The following is an 11940-nucleotide window of genomic DNA, read 5'->3' as shown; positions in this document are numbered from 1 at the left end:
AGATGACGGTTATCCGTGTGAGAGATGAAAAGCCCAGACGACCGTGAGTCCTCGCCGGACAGAGACCACCGACGCGATCGCCGAAAAGGACACGATCAGCCGCAGCCGGCCCCACGCTCATCCTTCCGCATCCCCTCCGGCCCTGCCAGATCGCCGCGGGGCGAACAGGACGTGCCGCAGGATCTGCGCCGCACCATTTTGGAGATGAGCCAGCTCACCCAGCGCCTGATGGCGCAGGCCGCCGATGTCCTAGTACTCCACCTGTAGATCGCGGCGGCGTCGCCTGGCGATCTGGTGGTCACGGGCAACGGCGAGTACGTAACCGACTTGCCGTCGCTCCAGTGCGGTCCGAAGGTGCGGGTTGACCCGTAGACTTCGTCGCCGGCTACCCAGGACGCGGGGACGCCAACGTCCAGGGCGCGGCCGATCATGCGAGCGGCGAGTGCGGGCTTCGTGGCAAAGCCGACAGTGTCGGGTATGCCGGCGGCCTGGCAGCGGCCGTGTCCTCGGTCCAGGAACGGGGGACATACAGTTCCCGGTCGATCGCCGCGTGTCCACGCCGGGTGGAGTAGGCGAGATAGACGGCGACCTGGCTGTTCTCGATTGCGTCCTGCGGTCCCGGTGTACTGGCGCTGCACACCGACCGTGGCGGCGCCCTTCTTGAGGTCACCAGTCTCGTCGACGACCAGCACCGCCGCAGTGTCGTGCAGTTGCCCGACGACGAAGCCGCGGATGTCGTCGCGTACCGCGTCGGCGTCCCACCTGGCCCTCGACAGCAGGTGCTGCAAGCCGTACGGGTTCGCGTCCCCCACGTGCTCGGCGAGCGTCCAGCAGTTCTTGCGTGGCAGGTCAGACAGCAATCCGAGCACGAACGCCCGTGCCCGGCGCCGTGGTTCCACCCGGACGAACCTTCCCGCGATACAGCCCATCAGGACCACGAACGTCTCCTGCCAGCGGCCGGGATCTATGCTGTGGCCCGCGGCCGCCGTCTGATCTTCTGTCTTCACACACCGATGAGCAACGGCGGCCGTACCCGTTCACAGACTGGGCCCGACCAGCAAGTGTCCTGTGCCATCGCAGTTTGACCATCAGCCGAGGTAGTTCGCGCGCCCCTCGTCGTCGAGCTCGAAGGGGCCCTCAGGGATGATGCAGAACTCATTGCCCTCGGGGTCTGCCATCACCAGGAACCCACCGCCGGCGTACTGCTCCAGCCTGTGGCCGCCGAGTATCTCGATCCGTTGCTGCTCGGCGGCGGGATCGGGAGAGGTGATGTCGAAGTGCATCCGGTTCTTGCTCGACTTGGGTTCGGCAGTTCGCTGAAAGCCCAGACCCAGGCCGTTCTCCCGCCGCAGCCAGACGTATGGGCCCATACGTCCTACGACCGGCCTACCGAGCAGTTCGGACCAGAACGCAGCGAGTCGCTCGGGGTCTGTGGCATCGACGATGAGGGCATTGATCTGCATAGATGAGTCCACCATGCCCCGATCCTCGCAAACGCGCGCTCAGCAGCGGCTGTGACCAGCGGAAATCAAGATTCGATGACACGAGCCGCCCTGTAGTCAGACCTCGGCAGCATCCGCTCATGGCGCGATGGCACGGGACAGCAAGATCGCGATCTACAGCTGGAGTACTAGCCACCCGCGATGTGGAAACGGCGGCGCACATGGTGCAGGGCGACGACCGTATCGACGAGCTGCACCGTGGGATCTTCGCGCACCCGATGGACGACCACTGGCGCCACGGAGTGGGGACAGCGGTCGACGTCACGTTGCTCGGCCGCTCTTACGAACGCTTCGCCGATCACGCTGTCTCCGTCGCGCGCCGCATGGTCCACCTCGTCACCGGCGCAGGCGGCGACCCGTAGCCACCCCGCCCGCAGCCCCGTGACCGCCCGGTGGGCAGCGCTTGGGGTACACCGGCGGCTGGCGTGACCGGACATGACAGTGGCCCGTCCCGTGAGATCCGGTGCGGGCCACCAACATGGTGTGGTCGTGAAGGGCGGTCGCCTACGCGGCGAAAGGCTCCACGAGGCTTCAGCCGAACGATCGTCCTCATGGGCAATAGGTGAGGCCCGGGGACACTGTCCCCTCCACAACCACACCCCCCCACAACACGCGGTGGCGGCCGAGCATTCCCGCCGGCCTGACGCGCTGCGCCGACGGTGGGCGCTGCAGCGCGGGAACCCTGCGACCGTGAGGTTCCGCTCCCGATGGCGGAAGCAGTCGGGGGTTGTGGCCCGACTACCCGATCACGGACATGCCCGTCGCCGTGCTCGTCCGCACCCTCGGCATCACCATCACCATCACCGTCGCCGTCAATTGGCAGCGAGCCGCAGCCGGAGACTGGGCCGCCTACGCAGCCGAGGTCAGCTGTCGGCCGAGATCGTCGTGATGCAGGCGGACGGCCAGTCCAGCACGGTCAGCTCGGGCCATTGCTCCTGCCACCGCGCAGCCTTGGCCTCATAGACCGACCGCGGGGCGAGTACCGGGTTCGGCCGGACGACAAGGTTGAACACGTCCGACAGTCCATGCGGCGCATACACACGCCACCGGCCACCCGTCTCCACACGTACTCCCAGACAGCACGTCGTCGCGGCGAAACTGTCGATTGCCGCCTCCGTGGACTCATACGGCGGACACGCAACCCCGAACTTGTCCTCGTACCAGAGGTGAACGCGCGCTTCGTTCCGGATCTCAATCTCTGCCGGCAAGCCCGCAAAGACCTCCCGCCCGGCCCTGATCACCGCGTCCTCCGCCTCCCAGGACAGATCGCCGCCGTCGAAGTAGAAGACGTCATAGTCCTTGATACCGCTGGTCGGTGGCCTGCCCGTGACCACGTTCCACACGGTCTGGAACAGGCATCCTGCCGTCACATACCACCCAGGCAGGTCCAACATCGCAGTCCGCGTCAGCACCTCCGTCAGTACGTCGTTGCGGGACAGCACCGCACGCAGGGACTCAAGTTGCTGGTCGAGAGGGAGTCGGCTGATCACCACCCCTGCTTACCACGAGGCCCAGCCGCTCGCCGACAGCGAATCCCGGGAGCAGGAGGGGCAGCGGGTGAGCAGCACGAGCGCCACCGTGGACAAGACCTGGGGGCTGGAAGTGGTGGGCCCGGATGTTCAGGAGTCGTGTATTCGCCACAGGCGTCGGTCGATCGTCGCCCTGTGTCAGTGCTCTGCGGCATGATGACCGCCGTGAACACCGAGATTCTGATAGATGTCTGGCAGCGGCTTCTCGCGGACCCGCACAAGTCGTGGGTGCTGTTCGAGCACGGCACTTGTGTCGTGTTGACCGCTCCGGATGGAGAGCTTGCTGAACGGGCCACCGAGATCCTGAAGGAGTTCGGCCCGGCGCACGCCGGATCTTCGGCAGGGGACTTTGGGGTGATCGACCTCAAGGATGCCGAGGGATGGGTCGTCACCGGGCACCACAACGACGTCCTTACCTATGTCGACCCTGATGAGCCTCACGATCGGACGGAGATCGCCGTCGGACTGTTCGGACGTTCCAAGCGCCATCGGGATGGCACCGAACTTCACGTCGTCCACGTTGAGGACAAGCGAGGCTCAGCGGCCCCAGCGTGAGGATCTACCCGCACAGGTCGGTCCCGGGGCGGCCGCAGCCCGCGCACTCGACCAGATCCCGGTAGGCCAGTGCTTCGGTCACCGTGTGGGCAGCCGCGGAAGGGGCCTGCCGCCGCGGCGACCTGGCGTCCCGGATTGGCTGATCCTGGCGGGCGGCCCCGACAGCGGGGGCGGGTAGGCCCGGGCAGCGCGCAGGCGGGCGGCGATGATCACTCCGACCGTCGTACGCACAGGATCAGGCAGCGGCCGGCCGGCGATGACGTGCCATAGACCACCACGACCTACCGCACCATGAGGTGCAGGCCCGGGAAGAGGACACCCTCAAGCGTCTCCGTCTTCATGACAGGGGGATCCTCCCCTGGCGGATCGGTCCTGCAATCCGGGGGTCACTGCCAGCCGGCCGCCTTGATCACGAATGCCGCGACGTCAGCGACGGAGCTCGCACTGGTATCGACGGTGAAGTCGTCAACTCCAGCCAGGCCGAGGATTCCGTCCAGTTCGCCGGACCGACTCAGGTGCCATTGCAGTGTTTCAGGATCGCTGTCGTGACGGCGGGCCAAGCGCTGGTGGATGACTGGCAGTTCGGCCCGGAGCCGGCACACCGTGAGATCAACGCCTACGGCATCGGCCAGTTGCTTCCGCTCATCCTGGTCCTCGATCACGCCGGCGAGTACGAGGCGTGTCGCTCCCGCATCGAGGTAGTGACCGGCAACGCTCCGAAGGTTCCGCAGCAGAATGCTGAAGTTGAACCGGTCACCAGGAGGTGCCGGCCACGAATTGCTCAACCAGTCCAGGTCGAGCACGGCATGAGGGAGCCCGGCATCGGCGAGCAGCTCGCCCACCGCTTCGGCAACGGCTGTCTTGCCCACACCGACAGTGCCGTTGATCAGGAGGGCGTGAGCGCCCCGAGGGCGGTCCGCGTGCATCCCGGCATCGTACGTCGAGCACTCCGAGCTCCGGAGGCGCGCTCGCGTCGCTCGCCAAAAGGCCGTGTCTACCACAGGCTCGTCCCCTGCTGTAGCCGTCATGGAAGCGCGGCCACAACCATGTACGTGGCCCGTTTGGCCGACCACAACGCTCAGCGGCACACGGAGATGACCTAGGACAGGGCTGTGAGCTCGGCTTTCTCCAGCCAGCCGGTGTACCAGCGGGCGAACGTCACCGGCATGCCGTCATCGTCGAGGAGCGGGGTGAGGTCGACGTCGTCCACCCGGCAATCGGACCAGACCGTGCCGCGATGGCTGCCGTTGACGATCAGCCACTCTCGTTGGGCGCAGCCCAGGTGGGCGATCACGATCGCGCCGGCAGTGCGCTCCGGGGCGAACATGACGGCCTCCCACCGCTCGTCCCACGCTTCGATGGCGTCGTCGAAATCCTCGATGTCGTCAAAATCCTCTTCCTCGGGACGTCGGGCAAGGACGTCGTCGAGCAGTTCCGGATCCGGACCCTGGTCAGGAAACGGCTCGGCAAGCCTCGCCAGGTCGGCCAGGTCCGCGCCATCGCCCTCCCAGCGCCAACGGCCCTGCACGCGCCGAACCGGGAACAGGCCATACGCAGGGCCTGCGCCGCCCGCGCCCACGTGGAGGAGGAAGGTCCGGTATTCCTCCGGCAGTTGCACGCCTATCTGAGCCTCGAGTTCGGCAAGCTCGCCTTGGGTAAGCGGATCCTCCACAACCCACTTGTGCCCCAGGGCACCGAAAACCTTTCCGGCCGCATGGCCTGCACCAGCCCCCTCAACCCGCCGGCGCACGCCCGCCCACCACTGATCACTCATAGGCAGACCGTACGTGCCGCCACTGACACCCGGGGAGTGGGCCCCACTGCTGCCGCGGGAACAGCCCGGCGCCCCAAGTCCCTCGGCACATCACGCACACCGGCCCGCTCAAGGGTGCCAAGCCGGAGAACCCGCAGCCCGAACCCGTGATCGTCCAACCTCGCTCCGAGGTCCATCTCATGGTTTCCGTTCGGCTGCGTGGTTCGGTTCCTCCTTCTCAGCGCAGTTGCTCGGCCAGTCCGACGATGATGCCCTCCGGGCCGCGGACGTAGCAGAGCAGGTAGCTGTCCTCGAACCGGGCGATCTCGCCGACGAGTTCGGCGCCGTGAGGGCGCAGGCGGACGACGGTGCCCTCGATGTCGTCGACGGCGAACATGACGCGGTGCGTGCCCAGAATGTTGTGCGGCCGGTTGCGCGGTCCGGCGCTGATCACCGCGGGGCTTCGGTACTTCGCCAGCTCGAGCCGGCTGTGACCGTCCGGGGTCCGGAGCATCGCGATGTCACAGTGGACGCCGTCGAGTCCGGTGCACTGGTCGGCGAAGAGGCCCTGGACCTCCCCCCTGCCCTCCAGTTCCATACCGAGTTCCACGAAGAACGCGATGGCGGCATCCATGTCCTCGACGACGATGCCGACGTTGTCCATCCGCTGAATCGCCATGCCGGTTTCTCCCTCTTCCTCGTACGACCGATGGTGGCCGCTCATGTCCCTGGGACGGAGCCGGTGACACGTTCTCGACATCGGCAGACCACCGAACTCCGAAAAATCTGGATCACGCCTCACCCGTTGCGGCCGCAGAGGGCAGAGCGGCCACTGCCGGGCCGTACAAGGAGGCTACTGACAGTGAGAGGTTGCGGTACTTGCGGTACTTCACCAGTGCCCGAAATACGCCCTATATCGTGGATGTGCCGAGTGTGGCAATATGTCACGTGTGGCTTTTGGTGCTGCAGGCAGGCGAGAGGAGTACATCATGATCGCCAAGCTGCTCGGCAAGCTGTCCTTCAGCCGCCATTACGGTGCGTACGGGGCTCACGAATGGGATTCGTACGCCGGCGACGACTAGGACCACCGACCGCACTGCTGGCGGGTGCCCCTTGGCGCCCGCCAGTTCCCAGCCACGCTGCCGACGACATCGGCCTGGACAGGTACGAGAGCCAGGGACGATCTCATGGGCCAAGAGAATGAGCCGCCACGGCTGTCCGAAGGCGGCTTCGCGGCCTGGAGCCGCGACCGGCTGGCACTGGCGCGCCGTGGCGCTGCAGAGTGCGGGGACGTCTGGCAGCTGGAGCCGGGGGTCTACGTAGCCGCTGCGGCCGGGCCGTGTGAAGCAGTCCTGCGCCGCGCGCAGGACTTCCCGAAGGCATCCTCGCCTCTCTTCCCGCCGTTGAAGCGGTCGAGCGGAGCACCAACACCCGAGGAGCGTGCGTACGCTCACGCCGCTCGCATGCGCGGACTACGTGCGCAGGCGGTTGCAGCCCGGATCGGTGAGATTGCGCCCCAGACCGCTCGATTCGCCGACCAGTGGCCCACGGGCCAGGACGTCGAGATTCTGCCCCCGGTCCGGCACGTCCTGGCAGAGATCGGCGTGAGCTACCTCTTCTCCGAAGACGCTCCCACCCTGCTGCCCTACGCCTCACAGCTCTTCCTGGCCCGGGAGGTGCTCGTACGCCCCTCGCGTTGGGTATGGCCGCACTGGATACCCACACCGGCACGGCGGTTCCGCACACGACAGCAAGTCGCCTTCACCGACGCTTTGCGGCCCATCGTCCGCCGGCGTCGTTCATCGGGCCGGCTCGGTGACGACATGCTGGGACAGATGCTCCGGCCCTCCCCCCACTACGGCCTGCTGCCGGAAGAGGCCATCCTCGACACTCTCCCCGGAATCACCGTCGCCACCTTCGAGACCCCCTCCCGGGCAGCCGGATGGATCCTGCTCCACCTGGCCCGGCACCCCCAGGCAGCCGACCGCGTCGCGGCCGAAGCCGCGTCGCTGCCCGCGGACCCGGCCGCGACGACCAGCACCCACCTCGGCAGTCTGCAATACACTCAGGCACTGGTGAGTGAGGTGCTCCGGCTGTACCCCCCGAGCTGGCTACTGACCCGGCACGCCCCGCGACAGACCCAGCTCGCCGACTACACCATCGACGCCGGGTCCACCGTTCTCGTCTGCCCCTACACCGCCCACCGCGACGCACGGGAATATTCCGAGCCGGACCAGTTCCAGCCCGAGCGCTGGCTCGACGAGTCGGACTCGCCGGCGAGAACCGGGGTCTTCCTCGCCTTCGGTACCGGGCCGCACGGCTGCGAGGGAGCGGCCATGGCCATGGCGATGCTGACGCTCCTGACCGCGCAGACCGCCCGCTGCTACCACTTGAGCGAGCCGCCCGGACCGGACCCCAGCTACCAGGTCACCACCCTCGAAGGTCTCGCGACTGTCGGCCTGCGCCTGCGCGCCACCTTGCGCGGCTGAGGCCAGTCCTGCTTTCGGCGCAGGCCCATCCACCGGTGAACAGCGAAGGTCGATCAGGTTCGAGTGGCGTTCCGTACACGTCTGCATGTCCGGCTCATGGTTCGCTCACCGTGTGTCGCCCGCCGAACTCGTCGGCAAGCATGCCCATCATGACGAGGTCGTGGTGCCGGCCGGCGAAGAAAACGTGTTCCCGCAAACGCCCCTCCTCGGTGAAACCGAGCCGACGGAAGAGTGCCAGCGATGCCTCGTTGTGGGAGAAGATCGCTGCCAGGCACTTGTGATAGCGCCGCTCGGCAAACATGAAGCGCAGCAGCAGCACTACGGCTTCCGTCGCATAACCCTCGCGCCGATGGTCGGCGCCGATCGTGACATCGAACTCGAACCAGCCTGAACGACGGCCGGTGCGATGCGAGCCGACTGTGCCGACCAGCTCTCCCGTGGCCGTCGCTTCGACTGCCAACCGGAAGCGGTCGTCATGGCACTCGGCAACGGCTTGCTCCTGCGCCCAGGCACGGTAGCTCTCGGCGGACCGCGGCAGATCCAGCCGGCTCCCCGGCCGCCCGTCGTCGGCGAAGCGCATGAACGCTGTCCAGTCGTCGGGCTCGATAGCGCGTAGGCGTACCCGATCACCAGTCCAGGATGATGCCATGCCCTATTTGATCACGCTGCTGCGCGCGCAAGGCCGACAGGCACACCGAGGCAGGTGTTGCCCGCCATGCTCTGTCTCACCGCCGGTCGTCGTTCTCGTCACGAATACCGAGAGACAATGAGAGAGGGCGGGAGTAAGCGAGCCTGACTCCCGCCCAAGAAGTGCATGGCCAAGTGCGGGGCCGGGTCTCTAGCCTGCGGCTATCTATATCGATCGACGCTGGACTCGCCGGTATCGGTGCCGCTGTTAGGCTGATTCTCTGACGGTATTTCGGCGCCCCGGGCCACACGGCTTCTGTCGAAACGGCAATCCAAGAGAGCGCCACTTACGTAACCAAAATGCAGCCGCAACCAGGGATACGTCCCCGGTCAGGCGCCGATCGCCTCTCCGCGATGGGCAATTCCTTCCCGCGATGGTCGATTCTTTCCATGGAGACCCGCGGGGTCGGCAGCCGCCGGGCTCCTCCCTCATTGCGCGCCGGAGTGGCGCCGACTCGAAGGTCTGCAACTCCCACTCCCTGTGGAGGTCGGGGTGAAAGTTGTCGTTGATCTTTCCCAATGTGAGGGGTACGCGCAGTGTGCGTTCCTGGCTCCGGAGGCGTTCCGGATGCACGGTGAGGAAGCACTCATGTACGACCCGAACCCCGACGACGCCCAGCGCGACCAGGTGCTTCGCGCCGCGGCGGCCTGCCCGGTCCAGGCGATCCTGGTCGACCGGCCGGAGGCTCGACACGCACCGGCGGAGGCGTCGCCGTCATGACCGGTGCCGACAACCTGCGTGCGTTCAAGCGCGATGGCCGCATCGTCATCGTCGGGGCGTCACTGGCGGGACTGCGGGCCGCCGAAGGTCTGCGAGACGAGGGTTTCACCGGATCGTTGACCATGATCGGTGACGAGTTGGGCGAGCCCTACGACCGGCCTCCCCTGTCCAAGCAAGTGCTGACCGGATGGGTGCCGGCCGGGGGCACCGCTTTGCCCCACCGTCGTGACATCGATGCGGAGTGGCTGCTGGGCGTGCCCGCAGGCGGGCTGGACCTCGCGACGAACCACGTCCGTCTCGCCGACGGACGCGAGGTCCCCTTCGACCGGGTGCTGATCTCCACCGGGGTACGGGCCCGGCCGTGGTTCGTCGAGTCCGAGGCGGCCCTGGACGGGGTGTTCGTCGTACGTACGCGCGAGCATGCGGAAGGGCTGCAACGGGCTCTCGCCGCCGGACCCTCCCGTGTGCTGGTCATCGGTGCGGGATTCACCGGCTCCGAGATCGCCTCCGTCTGCCGCCAGCGGGAGATCCCGGTGACCGTCACCGAACTCGGGCCGGCACCGCTGGTCGGGGCGCTCGGCGCCATGATCGGCGAGGCTGCGGCCGACATGCAGCGCGCGCACGGGGTGGACCTGCGGTGCGGCGTCAAGGTCACCCGGCTGGAGGGCGACGCGCAGGGGCGGTTTCGCCGTGCTCACTTCGACGACGGCAGTACGGTCGACGCCGATGTGGCGGTGGTGGCACTCGGGAGCATCCGCAACACCGAGTGGCTGCGGGAGTCGGGGCTGGCGGCGGGCGTGTGGGGAATCACCTGTGACACGGGGTGCCGCGCCCTCGACATCGATGGCCGCGTCACCGACGACGTCTTCGCCGCGGGAGACGTGGCACGTTGCCCGAACCCCATCTACGAATTCCGGCTCATCGCACTGGAGCACTGGGCCAACGCCGTGGAGCAGGCAGAGGTCGCGGCACACAACATGGTCAGCGCCCGGGCGGACCACCGGCCCCACCTGTCCATCCCGCTGTTCTGGTCGATCCAGTTCGGCGTCAACATCAAGTCCGTCGGCGTGCCGACCTTCGCCGACGAGGTGGTCGTCACCCAGGGATCGCTGGACGACCACCGCTTCGTCACCGCATATGGCTATCGGGGCCGCGTCACCGCTGCCGTGAGCTTCAACAACGGCAAGTGGCTGGACCACTACCGACGGTTGATCGAGACGGCCGCACCTTTCCCGCCCCCCTGTCCCACGCCGGACCGGCCGGCCGACATGAAACCGGTGCCCGTCGACTTCTCGGGCCCCGACCTGCTCGCGCAGGGCGCCACCGTGGTCGTCACGGGCCATGACCCGAGTGAGCGCCACGTCACGGCCGTGCACCAGCACCAGCACCAGCACCAGCACCAGCACCAGCAGGAGGAAGGCCGGACGACTACGACCGGGACGCCCGGCAAGCCCGGCACGCTTCAACGGATCTTCGACTACTCCGCCCGGGCCGACCCCTACCCGCTGTATGCCGAGTTGCGCCAGACGCCGGTGGCCCGGCAGGAGGACGGCAGCTACGTCATCAGCACCTATCGCGAGATCACGGACGTACTGAACGACCCGCATCTGAGTTCCGACGTACGCAATCTGTCGCCTCCGATGTCCTCAGCCGAGGGAGGGGCCAGGTCGTCGTTCATCCACATGGACTCGCCCGAGCACGATCGCCTGCGGCGGATGGCGATGCGTCACTTCGGCCCCCCGCACACCCCTGGGTTGGTGACCGGACTTGAAGGCTTCCTGACCGCCACCGTCGGTGGCCTGATCGACGATCTGGCGGGCAAGGAGCAGATCGACGTCGTCGACGATTTCGCCTTCCCGCTCCCGGTAACCGTGACCTGTCGTTTGCTCGGCGTGCCACGGGAGGACGAGCCGAGGTTCCACCTCTGGGTGAACGACATCATGAACTCGATCGACTACGACCCCGAGACCGACCCGAAGGAGAGGCTGGACAAGGGTGTGCGGGCCCGCGAGGACCTGCGCCAGTGCCTCGGCGAACTGGTGGAGCGGCGCCACGGCCGGCCGGGAGACGGCCTGCTGTCACGGCTGGCCAACGACGACGGGCCCGACGGTCGGATGGCCGACGCCGAAATCGTCGCCACCGCGAAAGTACTCCTCATCGCCGGCCATGAGACCGTCGTCAACCTCATCGCCAACGGCATGCTGACGCTGCTGCGCCACCCACAGGTGCTGAAGCGACTGCGCGACGAACCGGACCTCGTCGTGCCGCTGGTCGAGGAACTGCTGCGCTACGAGCCCCCCGTGCAGATCATTCCGTGGCGGGCGGCGTACAGCGACATCACCGTCGCCGACACCGTCATCCCCCAGGGGTCGCAGATCATGCTCATGCTGGCCTCAGGCAGCCGCGATCCGAAGCGCTTCCCCGATCCGGACCGCTTCGACCCGGATCGGCGTGACAACCAGCACCTGGGATTCGGCAGCGGTATCCACCTGTGTTTCGGCGGCCCGCTGGCCCGGCTGGAAACCCAGATCGCACTGACCCAGCTGGTACGCCGCCTCGACCGACCCCGGCTGGTCGCCGACCCGCCGCCGTACCGGCCCAGCCCCGTTCTTCGGGGTCCGAGCCATCTGGCCATCGAGCAAGGTGACGGTTGACGCGGCAGCCGAGGCAGTCGCAAGTTCGCGCCGCGCACGGTCCGGCCCAC

Annotated in this window: 10 protein-coding genes and 4 pseudogenes; 7 read left to right on the top strand and 7 right to left on the bottom strand. The window is 67.3% G+C overall.

Translation table 11 applies throughout. The annotated features are described in order from the left end of the window. Nucleotides 1–162: 162 nt before the first annotated feature. Nucleotides 163–255: pseudogene (locus tag ABZ642_RS14915) on the top strand (phosphate transport system regulatory protein PhoU); the annotation flags it as partial. 152 nt (nucleotides 256–407) lie between these two features. On the opposite strand, the pseudogene ABZ642_RS14910 reads toward ABZ642_RS14915, so the two are convergent. Both ABZ642_RS14910 and ABZ642_RS14905 read right to left on the bottom strand, forming a co-directional pair. Continuing rightward, nucleotides 408–929: pseudogene (locus tag ABZ642_RS14910) on the bottom strand (transposase); the annotation flags it as partial. Nucleotides 930–1088: 159 nt separating this feature from the next. Then, nucleotides 1089–1478: a VOC family protein gene (locus tag ABZ642_RS14905; protein WP_360482709.1), complete on the bottom strand. Its 390-nt coding sequence runs from the start codon at nucleotides 1476–1478 to the stop codon at nucleotides 1089–1091. A gap of 149 nt (nucleotides 1479–1627) precedes the next feature. On the opposite strand from ABZ642_RS14905, the pseudogene ABZ642_RS14900 reads away from it, so the two are divergent. Beyond that, nucleotides 1628–1864, top strand: a pseudogene (locus tag ABZ642_RS14900) (PhoU domain-containing protein); the annotation flags it as partial. A gap of 501 nt (nucleotides 1865–2365) precedes the next feature. Here the strand turns inward: ABZ642_RS14900 and ABZ642_RS14895 are convergent. Next, complete coding sequence (locus tag ABZ642_RS14895; protein WP_360482706.1) at nucleotides 2366–2992, bottom strand: nucleotidyltransferase family protein; 627 nt, start codon at nucleotides 2990–2992, stop codon at nucleotides 2366–2368. A gap of 195 nt (nucleotides 2993–3187) precedes the next feature. Between ABZ642_RS14895 and ABZ642_RS14890 the strand changes: the two genes are divergently transcribed. Further along, on the top strand, nucleotides 3188–3586 hold the full coding sequence (locus tag ABZ642_RS14890) for a hypothetical protein (RefSeq protein WP_360483451.1): 399 nt from the start codon (nucleotides 3188–3190) through the stop codon (nucleotides 3584–3586). Between the two features lie 386 nt (nucleotides 3587–3972). Here the strand turns inward: ABZ642_RS14890 and ABZ642_RS14885 are convergent, their stop codons facing one another. The 3 genes from ABZ642_RS14885 to ABZ642_RS14875 all read right to left on the bottom strand — a co-directional run bounded on the left by ABZ642_RS14885 (nucleotide 3973) and on the right by ABZ642_RS14875 (nucleotide 6018). Continuing rightward, nucleotides 3973–4512, bottom strand: a complete 540-nt coding sequence (locus tag ABZ642_RS14885; protein WP_360482704.1) for a hypothetical protein — start codon at nucleotides 4510–4512, stop codon at nucleotides 3973–3975. 173 nt (nucleotides 4513–4685) lie between these two features. Next, nucleotides 4686–5360, bottom strand: coding sequence for an SMI1/KNR4 family protein (locus tag ABZ642_RS14880; RefSeq protein ID WP_360482701.1), 675 nt, complete (start codon nucleotides 5358–5360; stop codon nucleotides 4686–4688). Between the two features lie 217 nt (nucleotides 5361–5577). Beyond that, nucleotides 5578–6018, bottom strand: coding sequence for a VOC family protein (locus ABZ642_RS14875; protein WP_360482698.1), 441 nt, complete (start codon nucleotides 6016–6018; stop codon nucleotides 5578–5580). A gap of 784 nt (nucleotides 6019–6802) precedes the next feature. On the opposite strand from ABZ642_RS14875, the gene ABZ642_RS14870 reads away from it, so the two are divergent. Then, nucleotides 6803–7828, top strand: a complete 1026-nt coding sequence (locus tag ABZ642_RS14870) for a cytochrome P450 (RefSeq protein WP_360482695.1) — start codon at nucleotides 6803–6805, stop codon at nucleotides 7826–7828. A 94-nt stretch (nucleotides 7829–7922) separates the two neighbouring features. Here ABZ642_RS14870 and ABZ642_RS14865 read toward each other — a convergent pair whose 3' ends face one another. Continuing rightward, nucleotides 7923–8477 (bottom strand): GNAT family protein, encoded by a 555-nt coding sequence (locus ABZ642_RS14865; RefSeq protein ID WP_360482692.1) that lies wholly within the window; start codon nucleotides 8475–8477, stop codon nucleotides 7923–7925. A gap of 531 nt (nucleotides 8478–9008) precedes the next feature. Here ABZ642_RS14865 and ABZ642_RS14860 point away from each other — a divergent pair. The 3 genes and pseudogenes from ABZ642_RS14860 (at nucleotide 9009) to ABZ642_RS14850 (ending at nucleotide 11890) form a co-directional block, all read left to right on the top strand. Next, nucleotides 9009–9236 (top strand): ferredoxin, encoded by a 228-nt coding sequence (locus ABZ642_RS14860; protein ID WP_360482689.1) that lies wholly within the window; start codon nucleotides 9009–9011, stop codon nucleotides 9234–9236. Then, nucleotides 9233–10600 (top strand): annotated as a pseudogene (locus tag ABZ642_RS14855) (FAD/NAD(P)-binding oxidoreductase); the annotation flags it as partial. The gene ABZ642_RS14860 and the pseudogene ABZ642_RS14855, both read left to right, overlap by 4 nt. A gap of 6 nt (nucleotides 10601–10606) precedes the next feature. Next, a complete protein-coding gene (locus tag ABZ642_RS14850; protein WP_360483448.1) occupies nucleotides 10607–11890 on the top strand; it encodes a cytochrome P450 in 1284 nt (427 codons plus the stop codon). Nucleotides 11891–11940 lie beyond the last annotated feature (50 nt).

Origin of the sequence: Streptomyces sp. NPDC007157 (assembly GCF_040634235.1) — a bacterium.
GTDB lineage: Bacteria > Actinomycetota > Actinomycetes > Streptomycetales > Streptomycetaceae > Streptomyces.
This window is presented reverse-complemented; position numbering and strand designations above follow the sequence as displayed.